This window comes from Streptomyces sp. NPDC059037 (assembly GCF_042740015.1).
Classification (GTDB): Bacteria; Actinomycetota; Actinomycetes; order Streptomycetales; family Streptomycetaceae; genus Streptomyces.
Genome location: NZ_JBHYIG010000207.1, coordinates 1 through 17,472 on the forward strand (window position 1 = coordinate 1; position 17,472 = coordinate 17,472).

Here is a 17,472-nt window from a genome sequence, read left to right on the forward strand (position 1 = left end):
CATATTAGCTCACCCATGGTTCAGTCGTGAGGAATATCCTGTGAGACGAATGAAGAAGCTTGTCTCGTCGCTTTTCTCTCCGGTGCCAATATCCCGGGACCGCGCCCTGGGTTTATCTGAGCGACTCTCCGCGCTCACCACCCTCTCCTCCTCTCTTGAATATCTGCACCAGCACAAGCAGCTGGATCCCGGTGGTCTCAATGACTGGGAAATCATGAAGGAATCCCCGGAGACCAAAAACCTGGCCATTCGTAGGATCACCGAGGCCGTCAGCGGCAAGAAGGCCACGGTGGCGATTCACGCCGCCCGGGCAGCCGTGAGCGTCGGACTTCTTTTTCCCGGCAACAGCAGATGGCGCGGGGCCGGAAGTCTTTTCCTCACCGCCTCCACCTCCGTTCTGCAGACTCGCCACCGCTACGGCACGGACGGTTCGGACCAGGTGGCGAACCTGGTGCAGACCGCCACCGGCCTCGCGCGCCTCTCGAAGAGTTCACAGACCAAGGACGCATTCCTCTGGTACGTGGCGATGCAGGCGAGCCTGTCCTACGCGGCCTCCGGCTGGGTCAAGCTCCTTGGTGAGAAGTGGCGTGACGGATCGGCACTTCCCGGAGTGATGCGCACCCGCACCTATGGGTTCGAGAGCGCCTACCGCCTCACCCAGCGCTACCCGAAGACCGCGAAGTACGTGCAGCACAGCGTCCTCGCGATGGAATGCCTCTTCCCGGTCGTCTACCTCGCCGGCGGCAAGCTGACCCGCCCGATGATCGCGGCAGCCGGAAGTTTCCACGTCGCCAACGGCTTCGTCATGGGACTCGGGCGCTTCATGACGGCCTTCCCGGCCATGCACCCCATGGTCGCCTACACCACGGCCCCCAAGACGCACCCGCTGGTGGCGGGACGCGACGACCGCGCGGTGAAGGCCGCGGCACTGCTGCTCGCCGCAGGCGTCGCGGTGGCCGCCGCGACAGCCGCCCAGCGCCGCGCCGTGGTCCGCGAAGGCTGGCCCACGTCACGCAAGTTCGTCACCCGGCACGGCAACGAGCTCATGTACGAGACAGGCGGCCGGGACGACGAGACGGACGCTCCGGTCCTCGTCTTCTGCGCCGGGCTCACCTCGACGTCCGAGCACTTCGCCTGGATCACCGAGCGGTTCGTGAACGACTCGGACAGCGCGGTCGTCTCGTACGCGCGAGCCGGGTACGCGGGCAGCCTCCGCCGCACCAACGCGCCCTTCGTCCTGGACGAGTCGGTCGACGACCTGGAGGATCTGATCCGTGCCACGGTGCCCGCGCACCGCAAGGCGGTCCTGGTCGGCCACTCCCTGGGCGGAGAGCTGATCCGCCGGGTCTCGGCCCGGATCCCGGACCGGATCGCGGGACTCGTCTACCTCGACCCGTCCCACCCCGCCGAGCTGCAGCGCTCCGAGCGCCAGAGCGACGGCGCGAAGGACCTCAACGACAACATCACGCACGCCGCCCGCTACCTCTCGCTGGGCACCGGCATCCTGATGAGCCGCCCCGGGTGGCTCGACAGGCTCCCGGCGAACTACCGGGACAAGGTGTTCGCCCAGTACACCGACGCCCGGCTCTGGAAGGCCGGCCGGCGTGAATGGGCGGCGGTCGAGAAGGACTTCAGGTCCTTCGACGGCGACATGCCGCAGGTGGCGGCGCCCGCGCTGATCATCGCCGCGCAGCAGACCGTCGATCAGGACCCCGAGCAGCTTCTGATGTACAACGAACTGGCCCGGGTGCACCGGCGCGGCGAGGTCAAGGTCGTCGAAGGGGCCGACCACGACTCCCTGTTGACCAACGCGCTCTTCGCCCACAAGACGGTGCAGCACATGACCGACTTCATGAAGGACAGCACGGGCGACCCGGACAGCGAGTCCGTCGTCGACGAGCAAGGAGCACAGAGGTGAACCCGACAACCCTGCTCAAGGACACCTTCACCGGTCCCGGTTCGCTGGCCCGCGTCGTGGGCGCGGGGATGCTGGTGGCGACCGTCGCCGCGCAGCACCCGCACCCGGCGTTCGACCGGGTCCGCGCCAAGGACCTCTTCTCCTTCGTCCCGAACTGGAAGTTCTTCGCCCCGAACCCGGCGACCCATGACTTCCACTACGTCTATCGAACCCTCGACCACACGGGCGGGACGTCCGAGTGGAGCGAGATCGACATGATCGAACCCCGGAAGATGTACCAGGCGTTCTGGTTCGCCACCCGCCGCCCGGAGAAGTCGGTGTTCGACCTGTGCACCGCCATCCTCCAGCAGGCCACCCAGGCCGGTGCGACGGAGGTGCAGAAGACCTCCTCCTACCGGGTCCTCGCCGAGTTCATCCGCAAGACGATCCGCGACCAGCAGGGCGACACGAACGTCAAGGGCTTCCAGTTCGCGGTCGTACGAGCCGCGGGGCACGACACCAGCGAGGACCCGGAGCCCTTGTTCATCTCCCCGTACACCCCGATGCACCGGGTCGGCCCGCACCTCGCCGCGGCCTGAGCACCACCCAGAAACACCGCCCCACCGACAGAGCGTTGGAGTACGCACCATGACCACCGCCCCGATCCCCGCCGACGACTTCGTCGGCTATCTCCGGACCTACACCGCCGACGCATTCGCCTCCGCGCAGAGCCTCGAGGAGGTCTGGGACCGCTACCACGTCCCGGACGCCACCCATGTGGTCAACCGGAAGCAGCTCGACCGGGACGCCACGCTGAAGAACCTTTCGCAGTGGCGGGCGGACCAGACGCCGTACGAGCTGTGGATCCACGAGGCGGTGGTGGACGGCACCCGCGCCGCCGCCCGCTACACCATCAGCAAGCCCCTGGTGATGCAGGTGCGGCACAACACCGAAGTGGTGATCTTCGCCGACCTCGCCGACGACGGACGCGTCGCGTCCACCGTCACCACCGCGCGGTCGACCTACGGATGGGGCAGCTCCGACACCGAGACCTGGGACAGCGACGCGGCATCCGCCGGCACACCGAACGGTGCGCCGGCGGACCCCGCGGCCTACCTCACGACCTTCGCGGAGCTGGCCAACGACCCGAGCGTGCCCCTGGAAGAGGCCTTCGACCGGTTCCACACCCCCGACTCCGTCCAGTACATCAACGGCACGTCGATGCAGCGCCCCGCGGCCCTGCAGTCCCTCGCCGGGGCCCGCGACAAGGGCCCCGACTACACCCTGGACGTCCACGCGGCGCTCGCCCAGGGCAACCGCTTCGCCGCCCGCTACTCCATGGTGCCCTCGGAGAACGGACGCCGGGCGGGCGAGATGGAGGTCTTCACCTTCGGCGAGTTCGCCGACGACGGACGCGTCCGCCTCCTGCGCTCCGTGATGCAGACCAGGAGCGGCTACTGGCCCACCTGACCCGCGACAGCCCCCGTACACCGCCAAAGGGAAGTGAACACCCCGTAATGACCAGCACAGTTGAAGACATCGGCTACGGCGCGCAGTTCGCGAAGTGGTACGACCGGATCTTTCCCAGGGGCGCCGACGCCCAGGTCATCGCGGATGCCCTGGCACGACTCCACCCCGACCCCGACGCCGGCACCATCGAGTTCGGGGTCGGCACCGGACGCATCGCCGTCCCGCTCTCCCAGAAGACCGGACAGGTGACCGGAGTCGACTCGTCCCCGGAAATGCTCGCCCAACTGGCCGACGCCCCGGGGAGCGAGAACGTCGTCTCCGTGCACGCGGACATCCGCACGTACACCGACACCCGCACCTACGGCCTGGTCTATGTGGTGTGCGGAACGCTGTCGATGGTGCTCAGCCCCGAGGACCAGCAGGAGACGGTGCGCCGCGCCGCTGAACTCCTTGCCCCTGGTGGCCGGTTGGTGGTGGAGACGGGCAACCGGCCCGCGGTGGAGGCGCTCCACGACGGCCAGCCGCGCACCACCCTGTTCACGCCCTACCCGGAGCCGGGAACGGGGCTGCAGACCCACTCCACGCTCACCCCCGAGATATGGCAGTGCTCCCACATCTGGTACGAGTCCGACGGCAGCACCCGGGTGGGCAGTGAACTGGCGCGCCTCACGACCCCCGACGAGGTCGACGGATACGCCACGGCAGCCGGCCTCACCCCCGAAGGCCGCTATGCCGACTGGCATCTCTCCCCGTACACCGAGCAGTACCCGATGTTCCTGACCACGTACACCAAGAGCGCCTGAGCCACCGCCGGTGTGAGCGAGCAGTACAAGGGAGGAACCCAGTGATGACAACAAGCCGTGCGATGTGGTTCGCGGTCACGTTCGTCTTCGCCGCGCCGAGCATGTCCGCGGTGTTCCGGGAGAACGGACGGTTCACCAGACGGGCGATGGCCCTGGGCATCGTCTTCGCCGCGAGCATCGCAATGATCATGGCCGTCTCCGTCGGGCAGGGCGCGTCGTGAACTTCTCCGCGATCGTCCGACGCCATCGGGTACTGCTCGCCGTCGGCATCCTCCTCGGTCTCGGCGGTACCGCCGCGACCCTCGTGCAGCCGCTCCTCATCGGCGACCTGATCGAAGCCGTCTCCCTGGACAAGTCGGTGACCTGGCCGATCGTGTCCATAGCCGCCCTGTTCGTCGCGGACGCGGTGCTCGCCGCCACGCACTTCTACCTCATCGGCCGGGCGGGCGAGAACATCGTCCTCGACATGCGCTCCACCCTGACAGGGCGCTTGCTCCACTCCCGGATACGGGCCTTCAACAGGCTCGAGCACGGTGACGTGTTCACCCGTACCGTCTCCGACACCTCGCTCGCCCGGATCGCCCTGTCCTCGTCCGTCGCCCAGATGATCACGGCAGGCTTCACCACCGTCGGCTGCATCGCCGTCATGGCCTGGATCGACTGGCGGCTGCTCCTGGTCACCGCGGGCTGTCTCGGCGCCGCGTCCACCCTCGCGCTGTTCCTGGCCAGAGCGGTCCGCAAGGCGGCGGTCCAGAACCGCGAGGACACCAGCGACTACGGCTCCGGACTCCTGCGGGTCCTCGGCGCGCTCACCACGGTCAAGGCCTCCGGCGCCGAGGGCCGTGAAGCCGAGCGGATCGACACGCTCGCCAACGCCGCACGCGGCAGCGGAATCCGGGTGACCCGGCTGTCGGCGATGCTGATGCCCGCGATGAACGTGGGCACCCAGGTGTCCCTCGCGGTGGTGATCACCTGGGGCATGGCCCGCACCGCCACGGGATCCCTCCCGGCCGCGGACCTCACCTCGTTCATCATGTACCTCTTCTATCTCGTCTCACCGCTGGTGACGCTCTTCATGTCGCTGGGGGAGTTCCAGCAGGGCCGGGCCGCCATCGACCGTGTCAACGACCTCGCCACCGTCGACCAGGAGACCGTCGAGGCCCCGGCAGGGCCTGGGGTGGCGCGGGAGCGGGGTGGAGTGGCGCGGGACCGGGACAAGGCCGGCGGGACCGCCGCCGTCGAGTTCCAGAACGTCACCTTCAGCTACTCCGACACCGCGCCCCGAGCCCTCGACGACGTCTCGTTCACGCTCCCCGCCACCGGCATCACCGCGATCGTCGGACCGTCGGGCGCGGGCAAGTCCACACTGTTCCAACTGATCGAACGCTTCTACGACCCCGACAAGGGGACGATCCGGATCTCGGGCGAGGACGTCTCCCTCCTGCCGCTGCGGGAACTCCGCTCCCGTATCGGCCTGGTCGAGCAGGACTCCCCGCTCATGCGGGGCACGGTCCGCGAGAACCTCGTCTACGCCCGGCCCGACGCCACGGCGGAGGAGATCACCCGGGCCGTGGAGGCGGCCCACCTCACCGACGTCGTCGCCGCCCTGCCGGACGGCCTCGACACCAGCCTCGGGGAGGGCGGCGCAGGGCTCTCCGGCGGCCAGCGCCAGCGTCTGGCCATCGCCCGGGCCCTGCTCACCCGCCCCGCGGTCCTGCTCCTCGACGAGGTCACGTCGAACCTCGACTCGGACTCCGAGAAGGCCTTGCGTTCCGCCCTCACCACCATCGGCGCCACCTGCCAAGTGCTCACGATCGCCCACCGCATCTCCACCACCGCAGGCGCCGACGACATCCTCGTCATCGAGGACGGCCGGCTGAGGGCCCGCGGCAGCCACCTGGAGCTGATGACGGAGGACGCCACCTACCGACGGCTGGCCAGCCAGCAGTTGGCTCCCATCGGAGCCTCATGACGGCCGACCTCGCCGGAACCTGCCGCTCCACCGTGGCAGGATGCGGACTCCGCCCGAACTGACATGCCTGCGAAGAGGTGCACATGCTCGTGATGCTGTGGAAGCGCTATGGCCTGGTGTTCGCCGCCGGCGCCTTGTGCATCGTGGTGAACACCCAAGGGATCGGCCCGCTCTGGTACACCGGCGTGGCCCTGCTGATCGTCGGTCAGACCATGCGCGTGACACTGACCCGCGCCCAGCGCCCGCCCCTGGACCGCGAGCCGATACTCCTCGGCGTCCCCACCGCAGGGCGCTGGGTGGCGCTCAACGGCCCGGCCACGAAGGTCCCCAGCCACACCCACAGCCATGCGCAGACGTACGCCATCGACCTGAAGTACGTCCCCGAGGCAAGCAGCGGTGACGGCGGCGAAGACGTCACGCCGCAGGCCCCGCCCTTCCGCTGGCTCTGGCCACTCGCCCGGAGCCCCCGCCTCTACCCCACGTACGGCAGGCCGGTGTTCGCCCCCGCCGACGGAGTCGTCGTCGCGACCGCGGGACGACAGCGGGACCATCTCTCGCGCATGTCCTTCCCCGCCTTCCTCTTCCTCTACCTGGAGGGCTTCATCCGCAGCCTCGGCTGGCCGAGCAACCTCATGGGGAACTACATCATCCTGGACCTCGGCGACGGCGTGCACGCGGCCTTCGCACACCTGCGGCGCGGCTCGCTGCGCGTGGCCGCGGGCGACCGCGTGACGGCGGGCCAGGAGATCGCCGCATGCGGAAACTCCGGCAACTCGTCCGAGCCCCACCTGCACTTCCAGCTCATGGACGGCCCCGACGTGATGACGGCACGAGGTGTGCCGTTCGCCTGGCGCTACCGCGACGACGACGGCGTGGAACACACCGGTGTGCCCGAAGACGCCACGCACTGCGTCGCCGTCTCACCCCTGTCGGACCGCTCCACGTGACGTCCCCAAGAACGCTCACCCCGTAGTGCCTGGCTCATGTAGTTCGTCCAGATCCGGCCGGCCCGTTTCTCCCCGTCCGCGGCCAGCCGGGCCTGCTTGCCGCTCTTGGGGTTCTCGCCGAACAGGCCCACGACAGTGAGCAGTTGGGGCGTGAAGCCGATGTGCCAGGCCGCCTTCCTGTCGTCGGATGCGCCCGAGACGCTTGCCACGGGCTGCATGACGGTGGCGCTTGAGCCGGGGCCCTGGGCCAACTGCCCGTCGAAGTCGGTCTGCAGGTTGGCGGTGACGGTGTCGGCGGTGGTGCGGGAGACCGTCTGGCCGCCCAACGGGCTGCGCACGTCGGCGCGTTCGTCGCCGCGCTGGGCGGACTTCACGATCGAGGGGATGACCTTCTTGCCGTGGTGGGCGAGGGTCGCGTAGACCTCGGCGAGTTCGAGCGGGCTGGTGCCGAGCAGGCCGAGGGAGACCGCCTCGGGGTCGTCGAAGTCGCCGGCGTGCGGGTCGATGCCGAGGTCCACGGACGTCTTCTCGATCCCGGCGGAGGGGTGTTCGCCGGGCGCGTCGGGACGGGCCGCCTCGAGGTCCTCCATTTTGGCCGCGCTGACGACCGGGAGGAAGGCGGGGCCCGTCTGGTAGTCGGAGCGTGTGGCGTTGTTGAGGTAGTGCTTGGTGTAGTCGCGGCCGCCGTACATCGCGACGATCCGGCCGTTCCTGGGGTCGACCGACACCGCGCCGGACTGGGAGCCGGGGCCGCTCACGCCCGCGTCGACGGCGGTGCGCAGGGCCCGTTGCCGCTTCTTGTCGATGTTCAGGGTGATGGTCCAGCCGCCCGCCGCGAGCTGCTGCTCGCTGATGCCGGTGGCAGCCAGTTCGCGGTTGGCGACGTCGACCAGGTAGCCCGCCTGTCCGTCGAGGCCGGGGGTGGGCCGGGGCGCCCTGGGCGCGGGGAAGCGCATCCCCTTCCGCTCGGCCTTGTCGAGCCAGCCCTGGCCGACCATGTTGTCCAGTACGTAGTTCCAGCGGGCCTTGACCAGTTGCCGGGCCGTGGGCCCGGCCACCGCCCAGTCGTACTGACTCGGCGCCTGCAGAAGCGCCGCGAGGTACGCCCCCTGCTCGACGGTCAGGTCCGAGACGTCCGTGTCGTAGTACGCGCGGGCGGCGGCCTGGATGCCGTACGCGACACGGCCGAAGTAGCTGGTGTTGAGGTACCCGGCGAGGATGTCGTCCTTGGACTCGCGCCGGTCGACCTTGAGCGAGATGACCATCTCCTTCGCCTTGCGGGTGAGGGTCTGCTCCTGGCTGAGGTAGTAGTTCTTGACGTACTGCTGGGTGATCGTCGAGCCGCCCTGGGTGCCCTCGCCGGACACCGTGCTGAGCAGGCCGCGGGTGAGCCCGGCCGGGTCGATGCCGGAGTCCTCGTAGAACGACTTGTTCTCGGCCGCGACGAAGGCGTGCCGGACGGGCTTCGACACCCGGCTGATGGGGACGGACTCGCGGTTGACGTCGCCGGTGCGGGCCAGCAGGGTGCCGTCGCTGTAGAGGTAGACGTTGCTCTCCGCCTTGGCCTGCGCATTGCCCTGCGGGACGTCGATGGCGAGGTACAGGGCGGTGAAGCCGCCCACCAGGAGCAGGACGAAGGAGAGCGCCGCCGTCAGGATTCTCTTCCAGCTGAAGAGGCGGCGAAGGCGGCTCTTGGGGCGGACGGTCGCGTGCCGGCGCCTACGGCCGACGGCGGATTCGCCGGCCGCCGCCTCGGCCTCCTCCGCCTTCTCCGCCTCCTCCGCGTCCCGTGGCTCTCGTTTTGCCTGCCTGATACGCATGACCGCATCTTCGGCAGAGAAGATCTTGGACGGCTCAAAGCGGGGTGTCGGCTGTCGCGCGGGGTTGTATCAGCTGTGTATCGGCCGGGGCTCGGAGCCGGCGGGCAGACGGAGCGTGGCGACGGCTCCGCCGTCCGGCGCGTTGCCGAACTCAAGGGCGGCGCCGATCACTTCGGCCTGGCCGCGGGCGATGGTCAGCCCCAGGCCGTGGCCGCGGCCGCGTTCGCGGACACCGGTGCGGAAGCGCTGCGGGCCGTCCTCGAGGAGTTCATCGGGGTAGCCGCCGCCGTGGTCGCGTACGGTCACGGTCCTGCCGTCCGCGGCCACGGTGACCTCGACCGGGGGCTGGCCGTGGCGGTGCGCGTTGACCAGCAGGTTGGCCACGATGCGCTCGAGGCGCCGCGGGTCGGTCCAGACCGTGGCACGCTCCGGCGCGGCGTCGACCCGTACCTGCGCGGGCAGTTCCGTACGTGCTATCGCCGCCTCGACCAGCGGTGCCACCGGGCACGGCGACGGGTCGGCCTGCTCCGCGCCCGCGTCGAGCCGGGAGATCTCCAACAGGTCCTCGACGAGGGTGCTCAGGACCCGGATCCGGTCCCGTACGTACCCCACGGCCTCGTCCTCGTCGGGCAGCAGTTCCGCCGCGGTGACCAGGCCCATGAGCGGGGTGCGCAGCTCGTGCGCGACGTCGGCGGTGAAGCGCTGCTCGGCGCGGAGCCGCTCCTGCAGCGCGGAGGCCATCGAGTCCACGGCACCGGAGATCTCGGCGATCTCGTCGTGCGGCCGCGGCCTTGCGGCGATCCGGGCGTCCAGGTCGCCCGCGGCGATCCGGCGCGCGGTGCCCGCGGCCATCCGCAGCCGCCGGCTCATCCGCCCCGCGGTGAGCACCCCGAGCGGAAGGACCACCGCGGTGACGACAAGACCGGCGAGGACGATGTTGGTGTCCAGGGCGCTGATGTTGCGCATGTTGGCCGACATGTCGATGTGTACGGAGAGCACCCGGCCGCCCGCCGGCCGGGCGGCCCACATCGCGGGTCCGCCGGGGCCGCCGGTGAACTCGGTGCCCTGCCGTCCCTTGTGGACAAGACGCCGCAGTCCCGCGGGCAGGTCGCGGGCGTCGAGCGCGGCGCCGGACCCCTGGACGACTCCGGTGCGGGCGTAGGTCACGGCCGCCCTGTCGAGGGTGGTGCTCGCGGCGTCGCGGGCCTGGGACAGCTCCCGCGCACGGGACGCGTTGTGCACGAGTACGCCGACGGCCGCGGCCACGGTGCAGATGGCCGCGGCGACGAGCGCGATGATCCGCCAGCGCAACGCCATGGTCAGCGCCGCAGCTTGTAGCCGAAGCCGCGGACCGTCTCGATCCGTTCGGCACCGATCTTGGCGCGCAGCCGCTGCACATGCAGGTCGACCACGCGGGTGTCGCCGTGCCAGGCGTGGTCCCACACCCGGCTGAGCAGGGTCTGGCGCTCAAGCACCACGCCGGGCGACGCGGCGAACTCCAGGAGCATCCGCAGCTCGGTCGGGGTCAGCGCCAGCGGCTCCCCGGCCCGCCGCACCTCCATGCCCTTGGTGTCGATGGTCAGTTCACCGAAGGCAAGGACCACTTCCGGGTCGTCGGCGGCCTCCGGAAGGCCCGCGGTGGCGGGGCCGAAGGAGCAGCGGCGCAGCAGGGAGCGGATCCGGGCGACCAGCACGGGGCTCTCGATGGGCTTCACGACGTAGTCGTCGGCGCCTGCCTCAAGCCCCGAGATCACGTCGAGGGAGTCGCCGCGCGCCGACATCATCAGGATGGGCGCGAGGCTCAGTTCGCGGACGCGGCGGCACAGACCGATGCCGTCGAGCTCGGGGAGCATCACGTCGAGCAGGAGCAGGTCGGGCCGGCTCTCGCGGAAGATCTCCAGGCCGGTCAGGCCGTCGGCGGCCGTGGAGACGGTGAAGCCGTAGCGCTCGAGCACCATCCGGACGGTGTTGCGGATGACCTCGTCGTCCTCGACCAGCAGGAGGTGGGCCTCGGCCGCGGGCCGGGGCGCGGGCCGCGCCGGTGCGGGGTGGGGGGGGGGGGTCGTCATGGCGTGGGCCTCAGGTCGGGGCGCGCGGAACGCTGCGGGTCCGGGGTGGCGCTGGGCGTGGCGGTCGGGGGCTGCGGGTCGGGGGCGACGCTGGGGGTGGCCACGGGGGCGGGCTCGCCGTCCTCCAGGTGGGGCACCAGCCCCTTGCCGTTCCACCGGTAGCGGGTGATGTACTCGCCGGAGGCCCCGGCCCAGGTCAGCACGAGGTCCCGGCCGAGCGTCTCGCCGGTGAGCCCCAGCTGGCCGTACGCGACGAGGATGGGCCGGACGGTGTGGCCGGTGGCGCGGTAGACCACGACGACGGTGCTCGCGGTGCCCGGATCGTCGACGGCCACGATGAGCTCGTCGGCGCCGTCCCCGGTGAGGTCCCGGTGGACGGGGGTGCGGATGCCGCACTTCGCTCCCGGACAGACCTTCGGCATGGCACTCACCATCCCGGGCACGTTGGGGTCGTGCGAAAGGAGGTCCTCAAGCGGCACCTTCCGCAGGCCTCCCGCGGGCACCGACACGCCCTTGACGGGCAGGTAGGGCTTGGTGGGGCCGGGGTCCAGGCCATTGCGCTCGGACGGCGGGGACGTGTAGTCGGGCCACAGCGGCGAGGAGCTGACCGGCGCCGAGAGGCTCGGCGCGACGCCCCCGTCCTCGACCCCGCCGTTCCCAGCGGCGCACCCGGTCAGCGCGGCGCATCCGACCACCCCGGAGACGGCGACGGCCACGGCCGTACGGACCGCACGCGCGGGGGCTCGTGGCGGCGTGGGGGAGGGGTGGCAGGAGAGGTGCATGGCCCGGCCAGCCTAACCGGCGCCCGAGCGGGGCCGCCCGGCAGTGGGAACTCCCGGACGGGACAGGGAAGTTCCGCGACGTACACCCGTGGGGCGGGCGTCCGCCGGGAGCGGTGTGGCCGGTCCTGGTGTCCCGGCCGCCCCGGCGTGGCAGGCTGAGTTCATGACCTTCCGAGTCGACTCCGAGGCCGGGCGGCTGCGCCGCGTGATACTGCACCGCCCTGATCTGGAGCTGAAGCGGCTCACCCCCACCAACAAGGACGCGTTGCTCTTCGACGACGTCCTGTGGGTCCGCAGAGCCCGCCAGGAACACGACGGATTCGCGGACGTCCTGCGGGACCGGGATGTGACCGTCCACCTCTTCGGCGACCTGCTCACCGAGGCCCTGGACGTACCGGCGGCCCGCCTTCTCGTCCTGGACCGGGTCTTCGACGAGAAGGAGTACGGGCCGCTCGCCACCGACCATCTGCGGGCCGCGTTCGAGACGATGCCCTCCGCCGAGCTCGTCGAGGCGCTGGTCGGCGGGATGACCAAGCGGGAGTTCCTGGAGCGGCATCCGGAGCCGACGTCCGTGCGCTTCCACTGCATGGACCTGGACGACTTCCTGCTCGGCCCGCTCCCCAACCACCTCTTCACGCGCGACACTTCGGCCTGGATCCACGACGGCGTGTCCATCAACGCGATGCGCCTGCCGGCCAGGCAGCGCGAGACCGTGCACTTCGAGGCGATCTACCAGTACCACCCGCTGTTCCGCGCCGAGGACTTCCACATCTGGTCCCAGGGGCAGTCGGACTACCCCTCCACCATCGAGGGCGGCGACGTCCTGGTGATCGGCCAGGGCGCGGTGCTCATCGGGATGAGCGAGCGCACCACCCCGCAGGCCGTCGAGATGCTCGCCCACAAGCTGTTCGCCGCGGGTTCGGCGCAGACGATCGTGGCGCTCGACATGCCGAAGCGACGCGCGTTCATGCATCTCGACACGGTGATGACGATGGTCGACGGCGACACCTTCACGCAGTACGCGGGGCTCGGCATGCTCCGCTCGTACACCATCGAGCCGGGCGTCGACGGGCGCGAGCTGAAGGTCACCGACCATCCGCCCGAGCACATGCACCGGGCGATCGCGGCGGCGCTCGGCCTGAGCCGCATCCGGGTGCTCACCGCCACCCAGGACGTGCACGCGGCCGAGCGCGAGCAGTGGGACGACGGCTGCAACGTCCTCGCGGTCGAGCCGGGTGTCGTGGTCGCGTACGAGCGGAACTCGACCACGAACACCTATCTGCGCAAGGAGGGCATCGAGGTCATCGAGATCCGGGGCAGCGAGCTCGGCCGGGGCCGGGGCGGGCCGCGGTGCATGAGTTGCCCGGTGGAGCGGGATCCCGTCGACTGAGGGGTGAGCGGGGTGGCGGGGCGGAGCGCATCCGGGCCTGTTCCGCAGGGAAAACCGGCCTGTATAGAAATGTGGAGCGTCGTATAGACTTCCAGAGTCCCCTTACTCGTACCCCTGGAGCGCCCCCATGGCCATCGACCTCACCGGCCGCCACTTCCTCAAGGAGCTGGACTTCACCGCCGAGGAGTTCCGCGGCCTGATCGAACTGGCCGCCGAGCTGAAGGCGGCCAAGAAGGCGGGGACCGAGACGCAGCGGCTGCGCGGCAAGAACATCGCGCTGATCTTCGAGAAGACCTCGACGCGCACCCGCTGTTCCTTCGAGGTCGCCGCCGCCGACCAGGGCGCATCCACCACGTACCTCGACCCATCGGGCTCCCAGATCGGGCACAAGGAGTCGGTCAAGGACACCGCCCGGGTGCTCGGCCGGATGTTCGACGGCATCGAGTACCGCGGGGACAGCCAGGACTCCGTCGAGGAGCTCGCCGCCTACGCGGGCGTACCCGTCTGGAACGGTCTGACCGACGACTGGCACCCCACCCAGATGCTCGCCGACGTGCTCACGATGACCGAGCACAGCACCAAGCCCCTCACCGAGATCGCCTTCGCCTACCTCGGCGACGCCCGCTTCAACATGGGCAACTCCTACCTCGTCACCGGCGCGCTGCTCGGCATGGACGTACGCATCGTCGCGCCGAAGGCCTACTGGCCCGCCGACGAGATCGTCGCCCGCGCTCGTCGGCTCGCCGAGACCAGCGGCGCCAGGATCACGCTCAGCGAGGACGTCGCCGAAGGCGTCGCGGGCGCCGACTTCGTCGTGACCGACGTCTGGGTCTCCATGGGCGAGCCCAAGGAGGTCTGGGACGAGCGCATAACGGCCCTGGCTCCGTACGCCGTGACGATGGACGTCCTGCGCGCCACGGGCAACACCGGCGTGAAGTTCCTGCACTGCCTGCCCGCCTACCACGACGTGGGCACGAAGGTCGGCCGCGAGATCCACGAGCGGCACGGTCTAAGCTCTCTCGAGGTCACCGACGAGGTCTTCGAGTCGGCGCACTCCGTCGTCTTCGACGAGGCGGAGAACCGGCTCCACACGATCAAGGCGATCCTCGTCGCCACGCTCGCCTGACCTGCTGCTCGATCCAGCGGGGCCGGGGAACACCTTCCCCCGGTCCCGCTTCTTTGCGGCATCAACCCCGCCGCTTCCAGCACCACCGAAATGAGAACCACCGCATGCGCTCGACCGGCCCGGCAGGGCTCCGCATCAAGTCCCCCGAACTCCTCGTCGCCGAATCGGGCGCAGACCTGGAGGGGCACGGTCTGAAGCGGACCATGAGCCTCTTCCAGCTGGTCTGCTTCGGTGTCGGCGCCATCGTCGGCACCGGCATCTTCGTCGGCCTCTCCGACAGCGTCGCCGAGGCGGGCCCCGCGGTCGCCGTCTCGTATGTCCTCGCGGCCGTGACCTGCATCTTCACCGCGTTCTCGTTCGCGGAGCTGGGCGGCGCGATACCGGTCTCCGGCAGCTCCTACTCCTTCGCGTACGGATCGCTCGGCGAGCGCACCGCGTTCCTGGTCGGCTGGTGTCTGCTCCTGGAGTACGGCGTCTCCGTCTCGGCCGTGGCGGTCGGCTGGAGCCAGTACCTGAACGAGCTGCTCGACAGCCTCACCGGCCGGCAGCTGCCCGACGCGCTCTCCATGGGACCGGGCGAGGGTGGCGTCGTGAACCTGCCCGCCATCGTCGTGATCCTGCTCGCCGCGACCCTGCTCGTGCGCGGCATCCGCGAGAGCGCGGGGGCGACGGCCGCGATGGCCGTGCTCAAGATCGGGATCCTGCTGCTCTTCCTGGCGATCGCCTTCACCGCGTTCAAGGACGGCAACCTCACGCCCTTCGCGGGCGCGGGAGTCGCCGGCATCACCTCGGGCGCCTCGCTCGCCTTCTTCTCCTTCATCGGCTTCGACGCGATCACCACGGCCGGCGAAGAGGTCAAGAACCCGCGGCGGAACATCCCGATCGCGATCATGATCTGCATCGGTGTCGTCACCCTGCTGTACGTGGCCGTGGCGCTCGGGGCGATCGGCGCGCTCGGCGGCGACGCGGTCGCGGACAAGCCCGCCGCGCTCTCGCTGGTCGTCGACCACGTCACCGACTCGGCCGTCGGCGGCGGCATCATCGCCTTCGGCGCGGTCGTGGCGATCGCGTCCGTCGTACTCGCCGTGATGTACGGGCAGACCCGCATCCTGATGTCCATGTCCCGGGACGGGCTCGTCCCGCGCGTCTTCGAGCGCGTCTCGCCGAAGACCTCGACGCCGGTCGCCAACACCTGGATCGTCGCGGCGGTCTTCGCCGTCCCCGCCGCCTTCTCGTCGCTGGACGCGGTGGTGAACCTGACGACGATCGGCACGCTGGCGATCATGATCGTAGTGAATGTCGCGGTGATCGCGCTGCGCCGCTCGGCCCCCGAGCTGAAGCGCACCTTCCGGGTGCCGCTGTACCCCGTGAGCCCGGTGCTCGGCGTGGGCTTCTGCCTCTATCTGATCTGGGGCACGGGCTGGACGACGTGGGTGCAGTTCGCCGTGTTCCTCGTGGTGGGCGCTCTGGTGTACGCGCTGTACGGCCGCGGGCACTCGCGGCTCGGCAGGGCGGCCGCGGAGGCAGCGGCGAAGGCCGACGCAGCGGCCGAGGTGCCTACGCCGCAGGCAGTGTGAACCAGACCGCCTTGCCGGAGTCGGTGGGGCGGTGACCGCAGGACGAGCTGAGGGTGCGGATCAGGAGCAGTCCGCGCCCGTGCTCCTGCCAGGGGTCGGGCTCCGAGTCCGGCGCGGGGTCCGTGAGGTTGCCGGGCGGCAGCGGGTTGGAGTCGTGCACCTCGACCTGGCAGCCGTTCGGCAGGAGCTCGATGACAAGCTCTATCGGCTCTCCCCCCGCCGTGTGCTCCACCGCGTTGGCCACCAGCTCCGCAGTGAGCAGCTCCGCGGTGTCGGTGTCGGCGGCCGACTCGATCTCCGCGAGGGCCGTACGCACCAGCGCGCGGGCGATCGGCACGGCTGCCGTGGTGTGCGGCAGCGCGATGCGCCACGAGGCGGGAGCGGGCGGTTCGTGCAAGGCGGGTGGTCCGTTCAGGCAGCAGGCGGTCCTGCTTTCAACCGTACGAATCTTAATCACTATGTCGACAGGGTCGTCGGTCGGGCATATCACGGGACGTCCGGCCCTGTGGTGCTCCAAGTGAAAAGACGTGCATATCGTGACTTTCGTTCCCGGTGGGGCGGGGGAGGCGGCGGCCTTATAGCGCACTCATGACGACAGTCACGGATCGGTGATAACTTCGAAGGGCAGCGAACTCAAGACCAGGCCGAGGAGGCCGCATCTGATGAGTCCCTTCACCGGCTCCGCGCCCCGCACCCCCGACTGGCAGCACCTGCGGTACGAGGTCGAGGACGGGGTCGCCACGGTCACGCTCGCCCGCCCCGACAAGCTCAACGCCCTCACCTTCGGCGCCTACGCCGATCTGCGCGATCTCCTCGCCGAGCTGTCCCGCGACAAATCCGTGCGCGCCCTGGTCCTCGGCGGAGAGGGGCGGGGCTTCTGCTCGGGCGGTGACGTCGACGAGATCATCGGCGCGACCCTCTCCATGGACACCGCGCAGCTGCTCGACTTCAACCGCATGACGGGGCAGGTCGTGCGCGCGATCCGCGAGTGCCCCTTCCCCGTGATCGCCGCCGTGCACGGCGTGGCCGCCGGCGCCGGCGCCGTCCTCGCGCTCGCCGCCGACTTCCGGGTGGCCGACCCCTCGGCACGTTTCTCCTTCCTCTTCACGCGGGTGGGCCTGTCGGGCGGCGACATGGGGGCCGCCTACCTGCTGCCCCGCGTCGTCGGCCTCGGTCACGCGACGCGGCTCCTGATGCTGGGCGAACCGGTGCGCGCCCCCGAAGCCGAGCGGATCGGACTGATCAGCGAGCTGACCGACGAGGGCAGGGCCGCCGAGGCCGCGGGGACCCTGGCCCGCCGCCTCGCCGACGGTCCCGCCCTCGCGTACGCGCAGACCAAGGCGCTGCTCACCTCGGAACTCGACATGCCGCTCGCGGCGGCCGTCGAGCTGGACGCGGCGACCCAGGCGCTGCTCATGAACGGCGAGGACTACAAGGAATTCCACGCCGCCTTCACCGAGAAGCGCCCGCCGAAGTGGCAGGGGCGATGAGCATGGGCGCGACGGAGCGGACCGGTCGGCCGATGCGGGGCGAGGCGCCGGCACCCGGCGAGCGGCTTGCGGCAGACGGGCGGCCCGCGTCCGGCGCGCCGGGCAGCCGCGCCGAAGCGTCCGGGGCCG

The 17,472-nt window shown here is 70.3% G+C and carries 16 protein-coding genes; 11 read left to right on the forward strand and 5 right to left on the reverse strand.

Going from position 1 to position 17,472, the window contains the following annotated elements; translation table 11 throughout:
- Positions 1 to 214 precede the first annotated feature (214 nt).
- The 7 genes from ACFWY6_RS32420 to ACFWY6_RS32450 all read left to right on the forward strand — a co-directional run bounded on the left by ACFWY6_RS32420 (position 215) and on the right by ACFWY6_RS32450 (position 7,089).
- Complete coding sequence (locus tag ACFWY6_RS32420) at positions 215 to 1,918, forward strand: alpha/beta fold hydrolase (RefSeq protein WP_384697989.1); 1,704 nt, start codon at positions 215 to 217, stop codon at positions 1,916 to 1,918.
- A complete protein-coding gene (locus ACFWY6_RS32425; RefSeq protein WP_384697992.1) occupies positions 1,915 to 2,496 on the forward strand; it encodes a hypothetical protein in 582 nt (193 codons plus the stop codon). The genes ACFWY6_RS32420 and ACFWY6_RS32425 overlap by 4 nt, the downstream gene beginning before the upstream one ends.
- Positions 2,497 to 2,545: 49 nt before the next feature.
- Entirely contained in the window at positions 2,546 to 3,367 is an 822-nt protein-coding gene (locus tag ACFWY6_RS32430; RefSeq protein ID WP_384697995.1) for a nuclear transport factor 2 family protein, read from the forward strand.
- Positions 3,368 to 3,414: 47 nt separating this feature from the next.
- Positions 3,415 to 4,170, forward strand: coding sequence for a class I SAM-dependent DNA methyltransferase (locus ACFWY6_RS32435; protein WP_384697997.1), 756 nt, complete (start codon positions 3,415 to 3,417; stop codon positions 4,168 to 4,170).
- A 44-nt stretch (positions 4,171 to 4,214) separates the two neighbouring features.
- Positions 4,215 to 4,391 carry a hypothetical protein gene (locus tag ACFWY6_RS32440; protein ID WP_384698000.1) on the forward strand — a complete coding sequence of 59 codons (177 nt, stop codon included), beginning with the start codon at positions 4,215 to 4,217 and terminating at the stop codon, positions 4,389 to 4,391.
- A complete protein-coding gene (locus ACFWY6_RS32445) occupies positions 4,388 to 6,142 on the forward strand; it encodes an ABC transporter ATP-binding protein (RefSeq protein ID WP_384698003.1) in 1,755 nt (584 codons plus the stop codon). The genes ACFWY6_RS32440 and ACFWY6_RS32445 overlap by 4 nt, the downstream gene beginning before the upstream one ends.
- Positions 6,143 to 6,225: 83 nt before the next feature.
- Positions 6,226 to 7,089, forward strand: coding sequence for a M23 family metallopeptidase (locus tag ACFWY6_RS32450; RefSeq protein ID WP_384698006.1), 864 nt, complete (start codon positions 6,226 to 6,228; stop codon positions 7,087 to 7,089).
- Here ACFWY6_RS32450 and ACFWY6_RS32455 read toward each other — a convergent pair.
- From ACFWY6_RS32455 to ACFWY6_RS32470, 4 genes are all read right to left on the reverse strand, one after another.
- The gene (locus ACFWY6_RS32455; protein ID WP_384698008.1) at positions 6,996 to 8,909 is read right to left on the reverse strand and encodes a transglycosylase domain-containing protein; all 1,914 of its coding nucleotides are present in this window, start codon (positions 8,907 to 8,909) and stop codon (positions 6,996 to 6,998) included. The two genes, ACFWY6_RS32450 and ACFWY6_RS32455, sit on opposite strands and share 94 nt — an antisense overlap.
- Positions 8,910 to 8,978: 69 nt before the next feature.
- Positions 8,979 to 10,226, reverse strand: a complete 1,248-nt coding sequence (locus tag ACFWY6_RS32460; RefSeq protein ID WP_384698011.1) for an ATP-binding protein — start codon at positions 10,224 to 10,226, stop codon at positions 8,979 to 8,981.
- A 2-nt stretch (positions 10,227 to 10,228) separates the two neighbouring features.
- Entirely contained in the window at positions 10,229 to 10,978 is a 750-nt protein-coding gene (cseB, locus tag ACFWY6_RS32465; protein ID WP_384698014.1) for a two-component system response regulator CseB, read from the reverse strand.
- Positions 10,975 to 11,760, reverse strand: a complete 786-nt coding sequence (locus ACFWY6_RS32470) for a hypothetical protein (protein WP_384698016.1) — start codon at positions 11,758 to 11,760, stop codon at positions 10,975 to 10,977. The genes cseB and ACFWY6_RS32470 overlap by 4 nt, the downstream gene beginning before the upstream one ends.
- A gap of 163 nt (positions 11,761 to 11,923) precedes the next feature.
- On the opposite strand from ACFWY6_RS32470, the gene ACFWY6_RS32475 reads away from it, so the two are divergent.
- From ACFWY6_RS32475 to ACFWY6_RS32485, 3 genes are all read left to right on the forward strand, one after another.
- Positions 11,924 to 13,150 (forward strand): arginine deiminase, encoded by a 1,227-nt coding sequence (locus ACFWY6_RS32475; protein WP_384698019.1) that lies wholly within the window; start codon positions 11,924 to 11,926, stop codon positions 13,148 to 13,150.
- 127 nt (positions 13,151 to 13,277) lie between these two features.
- Entirely contained in the window at positions 13,278 to 14,276 is a 999-nt protein-coding gene (gene argF / locus ACFWY6_RS32480) for an ornithine carbamoyltransferase (RefSeq protein WP_384698022.1), read from the forward strand.
- 104 nt (positions 14,277 to 14,380) lie between these two features.
- Positions 14,381 to 15,853 (forward strand): amino acid permease, encoded by a 1,473-nt coding sequence (locus tag ACFWY6_RS32485; RefSeq protein WP_384698025.1) that lies wholly within the window; start codon positions 14,381 to 14,383, stop codon positions 15,851 to 15,853.
- Here ACFWY6_RS32485 and ACFWY6_RS32490 read toward each other — a convergent pair.
- A complete protein-coding gene (locus ACFWY6_RS32490; RefSeq protein WP_384698028.1) occupies positions 15,834 to 16,250 on the reverse strand; it encodes an ATP-binding protein in 417 nt (138 codons plus the stop codon). The two genes, ACFWY6_RS32485 and ACFWY6_RS32490, sit on opposite strands and share 20 nt — an antisense overlap.
- A gap of 265 nt (positions 16,251 to 16,515) precedes the next feature.
- Between ACFWY6_RS32490 and ACFWY6_RS32495 the strand changes: the two genes are divergently transcribed.
- Entirely contained in the window at positions 16,516 to 17,343 is an 828-nt protein-coding gene (locus tag ACFWY6_RS32495; RefSeq protein WP_361825730.1) for an enoyl-CoA hydratase family protein, read from the forward strand.
- The last annotated feature ends 129 nt before the right edge of the window (positions 17,344 to 17,472 follow it).

Coding starts and splice junctions, on each gene's coding strand:
- ACFWY6_RS32495 (WP_361825730.1), top strand. CDS start 16,516: ATGAGTCCCTTCACCGGCTCCGCGCCCCGCACCCCCGACTGGCAGCAC.
- ACFWY6_RS32475 (WP_384698019.1), top strand. CDS start 11,924: ATGACCTTCCGAGTCGACTCCGAGGCCGGGCGGCTGCGCCGCGTGATA.
- ACFWY6_RS32420 (WP_384697989.1), top strand. CDS start 215: ATGAAGGAATCCCCGGAGACCAAAAACCTGGCCATTCGTAGGATCACC.
- ACFWY6_RS32430 (WP_384697995.1), top strand. CDS start 2,546: ATGACCACCGCCCCGATCCCCGCCGACGACTTCGTCGGCTATCTCCGG.
- ACFWY6_RS32470 (WP_384698016.1), bottom strand. CDS start 11,760: ATGCACCTCTCCTGCCACCCCTCCCCCACGCCGCCACGAGCCCCCGCG.
- ACFWY6_RS32455 (WP_384698008.1), bottom strand. CDS start 8,909: ATGCGTATCAGGCAGGCAAAACGAGAGCCACGGGACGCGGAGGAGGCG.
- argF (WP_384698022.1), top strand. CDS start 13,278: ATGGCCATCGACCTCACCGGCCGCCACTTCCTCAAGGAGCTGGACTTC.
- ACFWY6_RS32435 (WP_384697997.1), top strand. CDS start 3,415: ATGACCAGCACAGTTGAAGACATCGGCTACGGCGCGCAGTTCGCGAAG.
- ACFWY6_RS32450 (WP_384698006.1), top strand. CDS start 6,226: ATGCTCGTGATGCTGTGGAAGCGCTATGGCCTGGTGTTCGCCGCCGGC.
- ACFWY6_RS32440 (WP_384698000.1), top strand. CDS start 4,215: ATGACAACAAGCCGTGCGATGTGGTTCGCGGTCACGTTCGTCTTCGCC.
- cseB (WP_384698014.1), bottom strand. CDS start 10,978: ATGACGACCCCCCCCCCCCACCCCGCACCGGCGCGGCCCGCGCCCCGG.
- ACFWY6_RS32460 (WP_384698011.1), bottom strand. CDS start 10,226: ATGGCGTTGCGCTGGCGGATCATCGCGCTCGTCGCCGCGGCCATCTGC.
- ACFWY6_RS32485 (WP_384698025.1), top strand. CDS start 14,381: ATGCGCTCGACCGGCCCGGCAGGGCTCCGCATCAAGTCCCCCGAACTC.